Source organism: Nocardia sp. MH4, from assembly GCF_019266065.1.
Lineage (GTDB): Bacteria > Actinomycetota > Actinomycetes > Mycobacteriales > Mycobacteriaceae > Nocardia > Nocardia canadensis.
The window spans coordinates 23,007-38,547 of record NZ_LPNR01000066.1; the positions used below are offsets into that span (position 1 = coordinate 23,007).

The 15,541-nt window shown below is 71.9% G+C and carries 16 protein-coding genes; 9 read left to right on the top strand and 7 right to left on the bottom strand.

Features of this window, described 5'->3' with window-relative positions:
* Positions 1-10: 10 nt before the first annotated feature.
* Together ATM97_RS05615 and ATM97_RS05620 are read left to right on the top strand one after the other, a co-directional pair.
* Positions 11-1,681: a methyltransferase gene (locus tag ATM97_RS05615; RefSeq protein WP_218716868.1), complete on the top strand. Its 1,671-nt coding sequence runs from the start codon at positions 11-13 to the stop codon at positions 1,679-1,681.
* Between the two features lie 217 nt (positions 1,682-1,898).
* Positions 1,899-2,366, top strand: coding sequence for a MarR family winged helix-turn-helix transcriptional regulator (locus tag ATM97_RS05620; RefSeq protein ID WP_218716869.1), 468 nt, complete (start codon positions 1,899-1,901; stop codon positions 2,364-2,366).
* Here the strand turns inward: ATM97_RS05620 and hisI are convergent.
* On the bottom strand, positions 2,363-2,707 hold the full coding sequence (hisI, locus tag ATM97_RS05625; protein WP_218716870.1) for a phosphoribosyl-AMP cyclohydrolase: 345 nt from the start codon (positions 2,705-2,707) through the stop codon (positions 2,363-2,365). The two genes, ATM97_RS05620 and hisI, sit on opposite strands and share 4 nt — an antisense overlap.
* Entirely contained in the window at positions 2,704-4,026 is a 1,323-nt protein-coding gene (locus ATM97_RS05630; protein WP_218716871.1) for a CdaR family transcriptional regulator, read from the bottom strand. The genes hisI and ATM97_RS05630 overlap by 4 nt, the downstream gene beginning before the upstream one ends.
* 134 nt (positions 4,027-4,160) lie before the next feature.
* Between ATM97_RS05630 and ATM97_RS05635 the strand changes: the two genes are divergently transcribed.
* From ATM97_RS05635 to ATM97_RS05665, 7 genes are all read left to right on the top strand, one after another.
* The gene (locus ATM97_RS05635; RefSeq protein ID WP_218716872.1) at positions 4,161-4,919 is read left to right on the top strand and encodes an ABC transporter ATP-binding protein; all 759 of its coding nucleotides are present in this window, start codon (positions 4,161-4,163) and stop codon (positions 4,917-4,919) included.
* A complete protein-coding gene (locus ATM97_RS05640) occupies positions 4,916-5,716 on the top strand; it encodes an ABC transporter ATP-binding protein (protein WP_255587149.1) in 801 nt (266 codons plus the stop codon). The genes ATM97_RS05635 and ATM97_RS05640 overlap by 4 nt, the downstream gene beginning before the upstream one ends.
* Positions 5,713-6,591, top strand: a complete 879-nt coding sequence (locus ATM97_RS05645) for a branched-chain amino acid ABC transporter permease (protein ID WP_218716873.1) — start codon at positions 5,713-5,715, stop codon at positions 6,589-6,591. Before ATM97_RS05640 ends, ATM97_RS05645 begins: the two co-directional genes overlap by 4 nt.
* A 59-nt stretch (positions 6,592-6,650) precedes the next feature.
* Positions 6,651-7,625 (top strand): branched-chain amino acid ABC transporter permease, encoded by a 975-nt coding sequence (locus ATM97_RS05650; protein ID WP_308248382.1) that lies wholly within the window; start codon positions 6,651-6,653, stop codon positions 7,623-7,625.
* The gene (locus ATM97_RS05655) at positions 7,615-8,865 is read left to right on the top strand and encodes an ABC transporter substrate-binding protein (RefSeq protein WP_218716874.1); all 1,251 of its coding nucleotides are present in this window, start codon (positions 7,615-7,617) and stop codon (positions 8,863-8,865) included. Before ATM97_RS05650 ends, ATM97_RS05655 begins: the two co-directional genes overlap by 11 nt.
* 66 nt (positions 8,866-8,931) lie before the next feature.
* Positions 8,932-9,681 (top strand): hypothetical protein, encoded by a 750-nt coding sequence (locus tag ATM97_RS05660; RefSeq protein ID WP_218716875.1) that lies wholly within the window; start codon positions 8,932-8,934, stop codon positions 9,679-9,681.
* Positions 9,682-9,766: 85 nt separating this feature from the next.
* A complete protein-coding gene (locus ATM97_RS05665) occupies positions 9,767-10,924 on the top strand; it encodes an acyl-CoA dehydrogenase family protein (RefSeq protein ID WP_218716876.1) in 1,158 nt (385 codons plus the stop codon).
* A 41-nt stretch (positions 10,925-10,965) separates the two neighbouring features.
* Here ATM97_RS05665 and ATM97_RS05670 read toward each other — a convergent pair whose 3' ends face one another.
* From ATM97_RS05670 to ATM97_RS05690, 5 genes are all read right to left on the bottom strand, one after another.
* Positions 10,966-11,904, bottom strand: coding sequence for a TIGR03564 family F420-dependent LLM class oxidoreductase (locus tag ATM97_RS05670; RefSeq protein WP_218716877.1), 939 nt, complete (start codon positions 11,902-11,904; stop codon positions 10,966-10,968).
* Positions 11,905-12,078: 174 nt separating this feature from the next.
* A complete protein-coding gene (gene hisF, locus ATM97_RS05675) occupies positions 12,079-12,894 on the bottom strand; it encodes an imidazole glycerol phosphate synthase subunit HisF (RefSeq protein WP_218716878.1) in 816 nt (271 codons plus the stop codon).
* 5 nt (positions 12,895-12,899) lie between these two features.
* Complete coding sequence (locus tag ATM97_RS05680; RefSeq protein WP_218716879.1) at positions 12,900-13,721, bottom strand: inositol monophosphatase; 822 nt, start codon at positions 13,719-13,721, stop codon at positions 12,900-12,902.
* 8 nt (positions 13,722-13,729) lie between these two features.
* Positions 13,730-14,461 (bottom strand): bifunctional 1-(5-phosphoribosyl)-5-((5-phosphoribosylamino)methylideneamino)imidazole-4-carboxamide isomerase/phosphoribosylanthranilate isomerase PriA, encoded by a 732-nt coding sequence (gene priA, locus ATM97_RS05685; protein ID WP_218716880.1) that lies wholly within the window; start codon positions 14,459-14,461, stop codon positions 13,730-13,732.
* A gap of 76 nt (positions 14,462-14,537) precedes the next feature.
* Entirely contained in the window at positions 14,538-15,140 is a 603-nt protein-coding gene (locus ATM97_RS05690) for a maleylpyruvate isomerase family mycothiol-dependent enzyme (RefSeq protein WP_255587157.1), read from the bottom strand.
* Between the last annotated feature and the right edge of the window lie 401 nt (positions 15,141-15,541).

Sequence of the window (15,541 nt, forward strand, 5' to 3'; positions counted from 1 at the left end):
AGGAGGACGCGTGACCCGCTCGCCGGCAGTGCAATCCCGGATCGACCCGCTCGATGACGACCGCGTGGCCGCGGCCGCGCGGTTCGTCGGAACCCATGACACCGACAGCGTGCTCGCCCGGCTGCTGCCCCGGCTCAGCGAGGCCGAACGCGGGGCGATCGCCGATCGCTGCCGGTTCGCGCACGCCGCGGTCATGGTGTTCCCGCCCGACCTCGCCGCCCTCGACGACCTGCTCGCGACGCACGGCCTCACGATCGACTCGAACGAGCCCAGCGTCGTGGTCCGGCAGCGGGTGGCGGCCCGCCACGGCCTCGACCCCCAGCGGGTGCCGGTGCGGATCGTGCGCGCGGCGCTCCCCGCCGCCGACGGCACACCCTGCGCGCTCGAGATCTTCGCGCTGCCCGCCGCGCCCGCCGAGGTGGCCGACCTCGAGCGCGCCGAGGCGCACGAGGCCCACATCGCGCTGGCCACCGGGCCCGTCGACCCCCTGACCCTGGCCGGGCTGCGCGCGCTGCTCACCGGGCCGGGCGGGCTGCGCCCCGACCACGGTGGCTACAACGACCGCGAGGACGCCACCAGCTTCTATTTCCGCAGGCCGGGCGCGCGGACCGACCGGCGGGTGGAGCTGTATGTCGCCGGTGCGCATCCCCGCGAACTCGCCCGGCACACGAGCGAATCCGCCGATCCCGCGACGCGGCTGCTCGGGTTGCTCACCGGTGCCTGGGCGACCCAGGCGCTGGCCGTCACCGCCGGGTCCGGCATCGCCGACCGGCTCGCCGAGACGCCGGGCGGACCGCTCGGCGAGCTCGCCGCCGCGACCGGGACCGACTTCGACGCGCTCACCCGGCTGTTGCGCTACCTGGCCCAGCTCGAGATCGTCGAGCCGCTCGGCGCGGGCTACACGCTCACCGAGACCGGCAGGCTGCTCGCCGCCGGCGCCCAGCCGTCGCTGCATCCGCTGGCGTGTCTCTATGGCGGCGCGTTCTACGAGTCGTTCGGCGAACTCGGCTACGCCGTGCGGACCGGCCGGACGGCCTTCGACCACCACTTCGGCAGGCACCATTTCGAGTATTTCCGGGCCGACCCGGAGCGTGCGAGCCTGTTCGATCGGGCCATGGCGGCGAGCGCGTCGATCTTCGGCCAGGTCGCCGGGCTCGTCGGGACCGCCACCGCGCGCACGGTGGTCGACGTCGGCGGCGGCACCGGCGAATTGCTAGCACGCGTGGTCGCGGCGAACCCACAGCTGCGCGGCATCCTGTTCGAGCGCGAGTCCACCCTGCCGCGCGCGCGGACGACCTTGGCGGCGGCGGGCTGCCTGTCGCGCTGCGAATTGGTGGGCGGGGACTTCTTCACCGCCGAGGTGCCGACCGGCGGTGACATCTATCTGTTGTCGCGGGTCCTGCACGACTGGGACGACGCGGACTGCCGCGCGATCCTGCGCGGGTGCGCCGCGGCGATGTCCGAGCACGCCCGGCTCTACATCGTGGAACGGCTGCTGCCCGAGGACGGGTCCCGGTCCCTCGCGCCCGCCTGGGACCTGCACATGCTGTGCAATGTCGGCGGGCGCGAACGCACCGTCACCCACTATCGCGCGGTACTGAAGTCGGCCGGGCTCGAGCTGATCGGGCACGACGAGCTGCCGCTGGGGTTCGCGCTGCTGCACGCGCGCCACGCCGACTGAGCGGACGCTCCGCGCCGGGTCCGGCCGCACCATCGGTGCGCGCGGGCCCGACAGCGGCTGGGGCGACGGGCTTTTCGCGATACGAGGTCGGCGATGCTGTGAGTGACCTCACGACCGCGGCCAACTCGCGGACGCCACAGCGACGTCGTGGCAAACTCGGTTCGGTGCGTGCCCCAGTACACCCGCCCTGTCGTTCGGCCGCGAGACAGTGCCGGCGATGACCCAGTGGCTCGACCCCGTCGAACAGCGCGCCTGGCAGGCGATCGTGGCGCTCATGGCCCGGATCCCGGGTGCGCTCGATACGCGGCTGCAGCGCGAGGCCGGGCTGACCCATTTCGAGTTCCGGGTGTTGAGCCTGCTCTCCGAGGAAGCGGGCCATCGCCTGCAGCTGAGTGATCTCGCCCACAAAGCAAATGCGTCGCTATCGCGACTGTCGCATGTGGTGTCGAAGCTGGAGCGGCTGGGCTGGGCCCGGCGCGACTCCACCGCGGGCAGGCGCGGGGTGCACGCGGTGCTCACCGACGCCGGATTCGCGAAGGTGCTCGCGGCCACGCCGGGCTACGTCGAGGCCGTGCGCCGGCTGGTGCTCGACGGACTCGACGCCGAGCAGACCGCCCAGCTGGCCGAGCTCGGGGAAACCCTGTCGGCGCGGCTGAACAGTGTCCTGGCCGAGGACGGCGACTAGTCGGCGGCCAGCAGCACGTCGGTGTCGAAGCAGGTGTGCGTGCCGGTGTGACAGGCCGCGCCCTCCTGGTCGACGATCAGCAGGATCGTGTCGCCGTCGCAGTCGAGCCGCACCTCGTGCACGTACTGGGTGTGGCCCGAGGTCTCGCCCTTGACCCAGTACTGCTGACGCGACCGCGAGTAGTAGGTGCCCTTGCGGGTCGCGATGGTCCTGGCCAGCGCCTCGTCGTCCATCCAGGCCATCATCAGCACGTCACCGGTCGACTTCTCCTGGGCGACGGCGGCGACCAGACCCGCGTCGTTGCGCTTGAGGCGTGCGGCGATGGCGGGATCGAGGCTCATGCCTCGTTTATAACAGCCGTACCGGAACGCGCCGACTGCCCGGTCTGCAGCTCGATCGCCACCAGCAGTTCCACCAGGTCGTTGACGCTGCGCACATTGCGGCCGGTCAGCTCCTGGATCCGCCCGAGCCGGTACTTGGCGGTGTTGAGGTGGATGCGCAGCGTGTCGGCGGCTTCGCGCAGGTTCATGTCGGCGGCGGCGAAGGCGCGGATGGTCTCGGCCAGCGAGCCGCCGCGGGCGCGGTCGTCGGCCAGCGCGGCGCCGATGCGCGGGTCGACCAGCTGGCGGGTGGTGTCGTCGGCGCGCAGCAGCAGGTACCGGAACGGCGTCAGCTGCGGGAGCGCGAGCACGCCGCCGTCCTCGGGCAGCAGCGCGAGCGCGGCCTGGGCCTGCCGGTAGGCACGCGGGATCTGGGCGACCTCGGTGACCGCGGTGCTCACCCCGACCGCCAGCGCGATGCCCTCGGCGGCGAGGTCCTCACGCATTGCGCGCAGTCGTTGGCACAGCTGCTCGGCCGAACCGTCGCGCCCGAGCGCGGGAATCGCGACGATCTCGCCGCCGCGCACCACCGACAGTGTGCGCAACCCGTTGACCCCGACCCGCGCGGCGGCCGCGGACACCAATTGCCTTGTCTCCCCGAGCCCGTCGGCGGAATCGGCGCGCGCAGAGCCATCCAGCACCACGGCGGTCACCACGACCAGCGGGGTGGTGCGGTCCGCGCCGATCCCGTGCGCGGTGGCCACCGACAGATGCGGGCCGCCCGCGGGCAGGGTGCCGTCGAGCAGCGTGTCCATCAGCGCCTGGCTGTCGCGGCCGGACTCGGCGGCCACGTACTGCTGGAACTCCAGGTAGGCGTCGGTGGCCTGGGTGCTGATCAGGTCGGTGTAGCGGGCCAGCGGACCGGCCAGCGAGAGCACGGCCTCGCGGCCTGCCTCGGTGTCGCCGGCGTGGGCGAGCAGCGATTTCCAGATGGCGCGCTGTCCCAGCCGGAACGCGGCGATGTAGTCGACCAGCGGCAGGCCCGAGCGCGCCCGCCGGGCGGCGGCCTGCCGGGCGTAGGTGACATCGGCCGGGGTGACCCGCTTGCGTTCGAGCAGCGCGCCGAGCCCGGTGCGGCTCAGCCGGGCCAGCTGGTCGTGCACGTCGGCGAGGAAGCCGGGGTCGGCGGTGCCGTAGCCGGGCAGCTCGGTGCGCAGCTTGGCCATCACGTCGTCGGCGATGTCGTCGGCGTGGTCGTAGGCGCATCCGACGATCCGCGCGCGCTCGGCGTGCACCGGATCCGAGTTCGACGCGGTGAGCAGATGTGATCCAGCCGACATGTCCGGGGAGTTTGCATGTCCGATTTACCGGTGTCAACCGCCGGGCGCCCTGTCCGCAGCGGACGAGAGCGTGCGCCGAAATTGGTCCGCAACGTCCGATGTGGCTCGTGACCTGCGAACTTACTGTTCGTCGCATGCTCGAGATAACCAACCTGACGGTGCGCTTCGGCGGCATCACCGCGCTGCGGGAGGTCGGGTTCGCGGTCGCTCCCGGGGAGATGGTCGGCCTGATCGGACCGAACGGCGCGGGCAAGACCACTCTGTTCAACTGTCTGACCCGGCGCCACCGGCCGACGTCGGGCACCCTGCGCTACCGCGAGACCGACCTGGCCACGGTCCGGCCGGACGCGCTGGCCGGACTCGGGATCGCCCGGACCTTCCAGAACCTGGGCCTGTTCCCCAGGCTCTCGGTCCGCGACAACGTCCTGGTCGGCGCGCATCATCGCGCCCGCGCCGGTTTCGTCTCCGCGGGCTTACGGCTGCCGAGGGTCCGTCGAGAGGAACGGGCGCTGCGCGCCGAAGCCGACGATCTGCTCGACCGCCTCGAGCTGACCGCGGTGGCCGACCATCCGGCGGCGGGCCTGCCGTTCGGCACCCTCAAGCGCATCGAACTGGCCAGGGCGCTCGCGGTCCGGCCTCGGCTGTTGCTGCTGGACGAGCCGGTCAACGGTCTGAGCCACGGCGAGGTCGACGAGTTCGCCGAGCGCTTGCGCGCCCTGCAAGCCGATCTCGGCCTGACCGTCGTCGTGGTCGAACACCACATGGGGTTCGTCATGGGCACCTGCGATCGGGTGGTGTGCCTGGAGTTCGGTCAGGTCATCGCCGAGGGCGAACCCGAAGCGGTGCAACGGGATCCGGCCGTCATCCGCGCCTATCTGGGCGTGGCGGCATGAGCGGTCAGCGGCCGGAGGCGGCAGCGGAGCGTGACCACGGAGGCCGCCCGAGCATCCCGAAGGGGTCCGGCACGAGCGAGTTCCTTTCTGTCACCGACCTGCACGCCGGTTACGGTGCGGCGAAAGTCCTGCACGGCGTGAGCTTCTCGGTGCCGCGGGGCGCGGTGTGCGCGATCCTCGGGCCCAACGGCGCGGGCAAGACGACGCTGCTGCGGGCCCTGTGCGGGATGGTCAAGGTGCGCGGCACCCTGCGCCTGGACGGCACCGAGGTGACCGGGCGCGCCCCGGAGACGATGGCCCGGCTCGGCGTCGCCCACGTGCCCGAGGGCCGCGGCACCTTCGCGCCGCTGACGGTCGAGGAGAACCTGCGTCTGGGCGCCTACACCCGCCGCGATCGCGCGGGCACCGAGGCCGACCTGCGCCGCATCTACGACTACTTCCCGATCCTGCGCGACAAGCGGCGCGAGCCGGCGGGCGGGCTGTCGGGCGGCCAGCAGCAGATGCTCGCCATCGGCCGGGCGCTGATGCTGCGGCCCCGGGTGCTGCTGCTCGACGAGCCCTCGCTGGGCCTGTCCCCGCTGGTGACCCAGGAGCTGTTCGGGATCGTGCACACCATCAACGAAGAGGAACGCACCACCGTGATCGTCGTCGAGCAGAACGCTCATCTGGCCCTCGGCATCGCCCATCGGGCCCATGTGCTCGAGTCCGGGCGCATCGTGTTGTCCGGCACGGCCGCCGAGATCAGGGCCGATGACCAGGTCACCCGCTCCTACCTCGGAATCCGGGTGCGGCCGTGACCGACTTCGTCCAGCAGCTCGTCGAGGGACTCTCGGCGGGCGCGATCTACGCCGGTCTCGCCCTGGCACTCGTGCTCATCTACCGGTTCACCGGAATCGTCAACTTCGCCCAGGGCGAGCTGGCCATGTTCTCGGCGTTCCTGGCCTGGCAACTGAGCCAGACCATGCCCTTCTGGGCGGCGCTGCCGCTGACCCTGGCCATCTCCTTCGTCGCGGGCATGCTCATCGAACGGGTGGTCATCCGTCCGGTCGAGGGCGCGCCCGAGATCACCCTGGTGATCGTCACGGTCGGCCTGTTCTTCACCGTGCACGCGGTGGCGGGCTGGATCTGGTCCTACCAGGTGAAGTCGTTCCCGAATCCGTTCCCGGACGGTGCGCTGCGCACCGCCGGTGTCAGCGTCGGGTACGGCAGCCTCGGCATTCTCGCCGTCGTCGCGGTGGTGATGGGACTGCTGTACCTGCTGTTCCGCTTCACCGGGATCGGCCTGGCCATGCGCGCGGTGGCCTGTCATCCGCAGTCTGCCCGGCTGGTCGGCATCCGGGTCGGCACCGTGCTCGCGCTCGGCTGGGGGCTGGCGGCGCTGGTCGGCGCGGTCTCCGGGGTGCTGTCGGCGCCGCTGCTGTTCCTCGAACCCAACATGATGGGCGGCGTTCTCATCTATGCCTTCGCGGCGGCCACGCTGGGCGGCTTCGACTCCCCCGGCGGCGCGGTGGCGGGCGGCCTGATCGTCGGCGTCGCCGAGACCCTCACCGGCGCCTATGTCGACGCGATCGGCACCGAACTCAAGATCGGTGTGCCACTGGTGATCATCCTGGGCGTGCTCCTGCTGCGCCCGCAAGGTCTGTTCGGACACGCGGCGGTGGAACGGGTATGAGCGAGCTGAAGACTGTATCGAAGCCGACGACTTCTGTTGCGCCACCGGCGACTTCGGTCGTGAGTCGCCTCCGTTGGCCACTGATCGCCACCGCGGCCGTCGTTCTACTGGCCTGCGCGGCACCCTTCCAGCTGGTGCCATTCCACACCTTCCAGCTGGCCATGGCCATGGTCTACGCGGTCACCCTGCTCGGGTTGAACCTGCTGGTCGGTCACACCGGCCAGATCTCGCTGGGGCACGGCGCGTTCTTCGCGGTCGGCGCCTACACCGCCGCGGTGGCGATGCAGCGCTGGGACCTGCCGTATTTCGCGACCGTCCCGCTCGCGGCGGCGGTGACCTTCGTCCTCGGTTTCGCGCTCGGCATCCCCGCGCTGCGGCTGCGCGGACTGTATCTGGCGCTGGTCACCCTCGCGATCGCGATCTTCCTGGTCCCGCTGCTCAAGCGGTTCGACGGCCTGACCGGCGGCTCGATGGGTCTGACCGTGGACAAGCCGGTGCCGCCCACGTGGACCGGGCTGGCCGAGGACCAGTGGCTGTACTTCCTGGCGCTGGCGACCACCGTGATCGCCTTCGTGCTGGTCGCCGGGATGCTGCGCTCACGGGTCGGCCGCGCGCTGCACGCGGTGCGCGACAACGAGATCGCCGCCGAGGTGCTCGGGGTGAACCTGGCCCACTACAAGACCCTCGCCTTCGCCTGGAGCGCCCTGCTCGCCGGAGTCGCGGGCGCGGTCTACACGTGGGTCATCGCCTTCGTCTCCCCCGACTCGTTCGCGCTGACCCTGTCGGTGACGCTGCTGGCCGGCCTGGTCGTCGGCGGACTCGGCACCACCTGGGGCCCGGTGCTCGGCGGGTTGTTCGTGATGTTCGTGCCCAGCTTCGCCCAGGACGTCAATCAGGCGGCGCCCGGCGTCATCTTCGGACTGCTGATCATCGCGGTCATGTACCTCGCGCCCACGGGCCTGGCCGGACTCACCGGCCGGCTGGCGCAACGGCTCGGACATCTGGTTCGGAAAGGGAGAACACATGCGCACTAAGGCGATCCACGCCCTCGGGGTGGCGGCGGCGCTGCTCGCGACGCTCACCGCGTGCGGCGGCCGCGGCGAGGAGACCGGCTCCACCGCCGTCGGCGACTGCCGGGGCCAGCAGACCGTCGGCATCACCGACACCACCCTCAAGCTGGGCGGGGTGTACCCGCTGTCGGGCCCGGCCTCGGCCTACAGCGAGGTGCCCAAGGGCATCAAGGCCTACTTCGACTACGTCAACGCCGAGCAGGGCGGGATCGCCGGACGCAAGGTCGAGTACCTGGTGCGCGACGACGGCTACCAGCCGCCCAAGACGGTCGAGGAGACCCGCAGGCTGGTCGAGCAGGATCAGGTGTTCGCGGTCTTCCAGACCCTGGGCACCGCGACCTCGTCGGCGGTGTGGGACTACCTCGGTCAGCGCAAGGTACCGCAGGTGTTCGTGGCCACCGGCGCGACCAAGTTCGGCGCCGACGCCGAGCACCCGTGGACGATCGGCTGGCAGCCCAGCTACCGCACCGAGGGATTGGCCTACGCCCAGTACGTCAAGACCCAGCGCCCGACCGCGACCGTGGCCGTGCTCTACCAGAACGACGACTTCGGCAAGGATTTGCTCGCCGCGTTCACCGAGGGCGTCGCGGGCAGCGGCGTGAAGGTGGTCGCCCAGCAGAGCTTCGAGGTCACCGACCCCACCGTCGACCCGCAGGTCCGCAACCTGGCGAACTCGAAAGCCGATGTGCTGCTGAACTTCTCGACGCCGAAGTTCGCCTCGCAGGCACTGGCCGCCGACGTGCGCAACACCGACTGGAATCCGCTGCACGTGCTCACCCAGGTGTCGAACACCATGGCCACCCTGCGGCCGGTCGGCTTGGAGAACGTGCAGGGCGCGGTCAGCGCCGCCTTCCTCAAGGACCCGGCCGACCCGCGCTGGACCCAGGACGCGGGCATGCAGACCTACAAGACCAAGCTGGCCCAGTACGCGCCCGGCGCCGACCCGGAGAACCAGCACGCGATGGCCGGTTGGGCGATGGCCGAGAGCTTCCGCAAGACGTTCGAGTCGGCGACGTGCCCGACCCGCGAGGGCCTGCGCGAGGCGATGCGCTCCCTCGACAACGTCGGCGTGGACCTGCTGCTGCCCGGCATCAGCATGAAAACCGGTGCGAGCGACGGCTATCCGCTCGAAGCCGTCGGCATCCAGACCTTCGCGGGCACCCACTGGTCGCTCACCGACGGCCTGATCGACACCGGAAAGTAGCCCCCCAACGTTCCGCGGTTCGCCGCGAAACCCCCGAAGTACACCCCCGATCGATGAGGATCACCGATGAAGATGTCCACCACCCTCGCGACCGCCGCCCTGACGGCGCTGGCCCTGTGCGTCGGCACGGGCACCGGCCACGCCGACCCGGCGCCACAGACCGATGTGCACTACGAGGTCAGCAGGCAGGGCGACGCCGCCGTCGTCACCACCACCGACGGCAAGCTACAGATCGTCGGCGATCAGCTGGTGCTCACCACCGGCGCCGACGTGCCGGTCGCCGCGCTGCCGCTGTCCTACCGGATGGACGACAAGCTGTTCCCGATCGCCGCCACCATCGACGGCGGCAAGGCCACCCTGACCCCCTCGCGCGAGGGCGCCACGCCGGTGGCCGCGGCGACCGAGCTGGTCAGCACGGACGCCGCGGTCAAGCAGGTGGCCGAGTCGTTCACCCCGCGTGACCAGGCGGCCCTCGGCGCGTTCAGTCAGCGGGTCGGCATCGGTGGCGCGGTGGCCGCGATCGTCGGCGCGGTGATCGGCGGCGGGGTCGGCTGCCTGGTGGGTGGCGCGGCCGGGGCGACCATCGCCAGCCCGGTGATCGTGCTGCTGGTGCCGTGGGTCGGCGCGACCGTGGCCGGGTGTGTGCTCGGGGCGGCCACCCTCGGCGCGGTCGGCACCATGGTCGGGCTGATCACGGTCGGCGGCCCGCTGGCGCTGTTCTCGGCCTACCAGTACTTCTCGACGATCACCGCGCCGTGCCCGCCCGAGCTCGGCGCGTACTGCAAGGATCCCGCGGTGCCCGCCCCCGCGAAGTAGTCCGTCCCACCGCTTCGCCGGTCCGCCCGATCCACGCTCGGGCGGGCCGGCTCGTGGCCGTTCGCAGGCCGGTTAGGAATCCCGTATGCACAGGACAGTTCTCGATGCCGAGCACGCCGCGTTCCGGGCGTCGATGCGCGCGTTCATCGACGCCGAGGTCGTGCCCAGCTTCGGCAAGTGGTACGACGACGGCCAGGTCCCGCGCGAGTTCTATTACCGGCTGGGCGAACTCGGCGTCTTCGGGCTGGAGGCGCCGGTCCGGTTCGGCGGGGCCGGGCGTACCTCGTTCGGCTTCCGCACCGTGCTGGCGGAGGAGATCGCCAGGGCGGCGGTCTCGTTCGGCGGGGCGAGCGTCCACGTCACCCGGTGTCTGCCGCTGGTGACCGCGCTGGCCACACCGGCGCAGCAGGCGCGGTGGTTGCCGGGCATCGTCACCGGCGACACCATGTTCGCGCTGGCGGTGGCCGAACCGGGCACCGGCTCCGAGCCCGCGGGCATGCGCACCACCGCGCCGCTGTCGGTCGACGGGTCCACCTACGTGGTGAACGGATCGAAGACCTACGTCGCCGGTGGCGTGCACGCCGACCGGGTGATCGTCTGCGCGCGCACCGCGGCGCCCCGCCCCGACGACCCCGCGCACGGTCTGTCGCTGCTGGTCGTCGACACCGCCGCGACCGGGTTCCGGGTGGGGCGCAGGCTCGACACGCTGGGCCGCAAGCTCAGCGGCACCGCCGAACTCACCTTCACCGATGTGCGGGTGCCCGCGGCCGACGTGCTCGGCGCGCCGCACCAGGCCGTCGCCCATCTCGCCGGGCAACTGCCCAGGGAGCGTCTCGGCATCGCCGTCGGCGCCTACGCCCAGGCCAAGGCCGCGGTCCGCTTCGCGCGCAAGCACACCGCCGAGCGCATCGCCTTCACCCAGCCCCTGTCGGCCTTCCAGAACACGAAATTCGAGCTGGCCGCCTGCCAGACCGAGGTCGACGCCGTCGAGGCGGTCGTCGATCGCGCGCTGGCGGCGCACGATCGCGGCGAGCTCGGCGACGCGCACGCCGCGTCGGCGAAACTGTTCGCCACCGAGACCGCGGGCCGGGTGATCGACCGATGCCTCCAATTGCACGGCGGCGCGGGCTATCTCACCGATTCCCCGATCGCCCGGCTCTACGCCGACCACCGCATCGATCGCCTGCAGGGCGGCACCAGCGACGTCCTGCGCACGATCATCGCCACCGGCATGGGCCTGTAGCCGGCCGCTGTCCGGGGCGATTCGGCCACCGCCGCGGTTGGTCAGCGCGCCCGGTTGAGCTCGCCGAGCAGTCGCCAGGTGCGCTGCTGGTCCTCGGGCGTGGTCAGGTCGGTCTGCGAGAACACCACCTCGGTCGCGCCCGCCGCGAAATAGTCGGCCACCCGCGCGGCGACGATCTCCTCGTCGCCGTACACCACCAGCTCGGCGGCCCGCCGCGCGCCGGACAGCTCGATTACCCGGCGATACGACGGAATGCTGTCGTAGAAGGCGGTTTTCGCCTCGGCGGCGGCACGGGCGGCGGCCGCATCCGCAGTGACCACGCCGGGGACCAGGACGACCACGCGCGGCCGCGGCCTGCCCGCGCTCGCCGCCGCGGCCGTCAGCGGCGCGACGATGTGCTCGGCCAGCGCCTCGGGCCCGACCAGGAACGGCAGGGTGCCGTCGGCCAGTTCGCCGGTGGCCGACAGCGCCCGCGGTCCCATCGCCGCGACCAGCACCGGCACGGTGGGGGTGGCGCCCGCGACGGCGGCGGGCATCGGCGTGGCCGCGGTCAGGGTCTCGCCCCGGAAGTCGACCGCGCCGGTGTCGAGGATCGAGCGCAGCGCCGTGAGGAATTCGCGCAGCCGCGTCGCCGGACGATCGAACGGGCCGCCGAACGCGCGCTCGGACAGCGCGCGGGCGCCCAGACCCAGGCCGAGGGTGAACCGTCCGCCGGTGGCCGCCTGCGCGGTCTGCGCCTGACTCGCCACCAGCAGCGGATGCCTGCCCGGCACCGGCACCACCGAGGTGCCGACCTCGATCCCCGGGACCTCGCGGCCGATCACCGCCGCCACCAGCAGCGAGTCGTGCGAGAAGGTCTGGCCGAGCCACACCGAACTCAGTCCGGCCGCGGCGGCGCTGCGCCCCAGGTCGACGGCCGCGTCGACGGCATTGGCGGATTGGTCGAGGGCGAACGGGGACAACGCGATTCCGATGCTCATCCGAGGATCAACCCGCGCGGCAACGGATTTCATCGCATTCAGCGCACGCCGATTTCCACTGCACCCGAGCGCGCGGTCACGTCCTCGCCGCACGCGGTTCGGACCGGGCACCCCGCGCGCGGCCGCGACCTCGGCGAACCGCGATCCCGACCGGTCACCCGCGCGGACACGATCTCAGCGGACGGTGATCCCGTCCGCGCGCATGGCGTCCTTGACCTGGCCGATGGTGAGATCGCCGAAGTGGAACACGCTCGCGGCCAGTACCGCGTCGGCCCCCGCGTGCACGGCGGGCGGGAAGTGCGCGACCGCGCCCGCGCCGCCGCTGGCGATGACCGGCACCCGCACCGCGGCCCGGACCGCGGCGATCATCGGCAGGTCGAAGCCGGCCTTGGTGCCGTCGGCGTCCATCGAGTTCAGCAGGATCTCGCCGACGCCCAGTTCGGCGCCGCGGATGGCCCATTCGACCGCGTCGATGCCGGTGCCGCGCTTGCCGCCGTGGGTGGTGACCTCCCAGCCGGAGGGGGTGTCGGGCTGACCGTCGGGCACGGTGCGCGCGTCGACGGAGAGCACGATGCACTGCGAACCGAACCGCTGCGACATCTCCGAGAGCACCTCGGGGCGGGCGATGGCGGCGGTGTTCACCGACACCTTGTCCGCGCCGGCGCGCAGCAGCCGGTCGACGTCGGCGACGGTGCGCACGCCGCCGCCGACGGTGAGCGGGATGAAGATCTGCTCGGCGGTGCGGGTCACCACGTCGAGCATGGTGCCGCGATCACCGGTGGAGGCGGTGACGTCGAGGAAGGTGAGCTCGTCGGCGCCCTGGGCGTCGTAGGTGGCGGCCAGTTCCACCGGGTCGCCCGCGTCGCGCAGGTTCTGGAAGTTGACGCCCTTGACCACCCGGCCCGCGTCGACATCCAGGCACGGGATCACCCGGACGGCCAGCGTGCTCGGCGCCGCGGTGTCCGGCCGTTCGTCGGTGCGCGGTGTCATGGTGTTCAGCCTCGTTCCTCTTCGCTGACCGTGCAAATCATTTCCAGGAGTTCCTCGTGGACGCCGGGGGCGGCGGCCAGCACCGAGCCCGAGGTGATCGTCCACGGCGCGCCCGCCAGATCGGTGACCACGCCGCCCGCGGAACGCACCAGCGCGACACCGGCCGCGTTGTCCCACGGATGGTGCCCGAACACGACCGCGCCGCCGAGCGCGCCGGAGGCGGTGAACGCCAGGTCGATGCCGGTGGCGCCGTGCATGCGGACCCGCGAGGAGAGCCTGCTCAGCGCACCGAGCAGGTCGAACCGGAACTGACCGGGGATACGCCCGGCCGAGTCCACGTTGAACGCGCCGAAACCGATCATCGCCTCGGCCAGCTTGCCGGGTTGCAGCGGCGGCAGCGCGACGCCGTCGAGGTACACCGGGCCGCCCTGGATCGCCGCGTACCGGCGGCCGAGCAGCGGCAGCCAGGTCAGGCCGATCACCGGTTCACCCTCGTGGACGAGCGCCAGCAGGGTGCCTGACATGGGGTGGCCCGAGGAATAGTTGAAGGTGCCGTCGATCGGGTCGAGCACCCAGGCCGTGCCGGAGGTGAGCGCCGGGCCGCCGAATTCCTCGCCGTGCACCGCGATCCCGGTGCGCTGCTGGAGTTCGGCGGAGATGGTGCGCTCCAGCTCGAGATCGAGTTCGGTGGCGAAGTCGTTGCGGCCCTTGGTGACCGCGCTCGGCGCACCGATGCCCTCGACGAAACGCGGGACGACCCCATCCAGTACCTGGGTGGCGATGGCCAGCAGGTCGGTCAGTTCGGCGGTGCTCGGTGCGGCGGTCATCGTCGGTGTCAGCGCACCGCGGCCAGGGCCTCGGGCAGGGTGAACCGGCCCGCGTACAGCGCCTTGCCGATGATCGCGCCCTCCACGCCCTCCTCGGCCAGGCCCGCGATGGCGACCAGGTCGTCGAGCACCGAGATGCCGCCGGAGGCGACGACCGGGGCCTCGGCGGCGTTGGCGACCTCGCTCAGCAGTTCCAGGTTGGGGCCGGTCAGCGTGCCATCCTTGGAGACGTCGGTCACGACATAGCGCGCGCAGCCGTCGCGTTCGAGGCGTTCGAGCGCCTCCCACAGGTCGCCGCCATCGGTGACCCAGCCGCGACCGCGCAGCCGCCATTCCCCGTCGATCTGCTTGACGTCGAGCCCGACCGCGATCCGATCGCCGTACTCGCCCAGTACCCGCGCGCACCACTGCGGGTTCTCGATCGCGGCGGTGCCGATATTGACCCGCGCGCACCCGGTGGCCAGCGCCGCTTCCAGGGAGGCGTCGTCGCGGATGCCGCCGGACAGTTCGACCTTGACATCGAGTTCCCCGACGACCTGGGCGATCAGGTCCCGGTTGCTCCCCTTGCCGAAGGCGGCGTCCAGATCCACCAGATGCACCCACTCGGCGCCTGCCTGCTGCCACGCCAGTGCCGCGTCCCGGGGCGACCCGTAGCTGGTTTCGCTACCGGCCTCTCCCTGCACGAGGCGCACGGCCTCCCCATTGGCGACATCGACGGCGGGCAACAGCACAAGACTCACGGGATCAGACTAGTAGGTCCGGACTGTCGATCTCCGCACCGGTCCACGCCCCTGAGGCCCGTGTCACGTCGCGGGTTCAGCCGCAACGGCGCCGGAGTTCGGGGACGCCACCGCCGGTGAGCTCGTCGAGGACGGCGGCGCGGCCGACCACGGCCAGGGCGATGGCCTCGCCGGGGCCGCGTACCTCGGGTCCGTCGCCCCAGGCCCAGTCCACGTCGGTGGCGATGAAACGCAGGCCCTTGGTCCGCTTGCCCGGGAACGCGAACGGGTCCGGGTAGGACAGCACCGCGATCAGCCGATCGGGGGCGATGACGCGCGGTCGGCGCAGTGGCCGCCGGATGTCTTGCTGATGCACCAGCAGGTCCGAGAGCATGAGCCGCGGCGAGAACCGCGACAGCCGACCCGACTCGTGCTCGAACATGTGCACCAGCTGCGCGGTCGGCAGTTCGGCGAACGACGCGGCGAGCGCGTTGTTGATCCGATCGACCGAGCCGCGATTGCGCGCCGCGGCGGCCGCGTAGTCGAGGGGACCGAGCGTGTCGGTGAGCAGATGGCCGACCACGTCGCGCACCCGCCACCCCGCGCACAGCGACGGTGTCTCCCACTCCCGCTCGGTCAGTCCACGTAGGAGTTCGATCAGCTCGGCCCGTTCCGCGGCCAGCATCCCCCGATAGCTCATGCCCATCACTGTAGGTCGCCCTCCGGCGTCGCAGCCCCCGATTCCGGTGCACGACAGCGAAATACATTCCGACGGGTCTGTCTCCCGACGGCCCCGCAATCGACGGGCACACCGGGGCGCGGCCCGTGGTCACCCGCCCGGCGCGACGCCTGGACAATGGGACGATGGCCGCCGGTCGGCCGCATCGTGATCGCGCGCCGCCGACCGGCGCCACCGAGGAGAGGACGCCCGAACACCGTGGGCAAACAGAATCGGCGACGCCGCACCGGACGCCGGGCCGTGCCGACCACCGGACCGGTGCTCGACGCCGAAACACTGGCCGACCCGGCGCGGCTCGCCGAGGCGATCGCCACGGCCGCCGGGGCGGCGGCCCAGGGCGACGCCGCCGGGGTGCGGCGGTT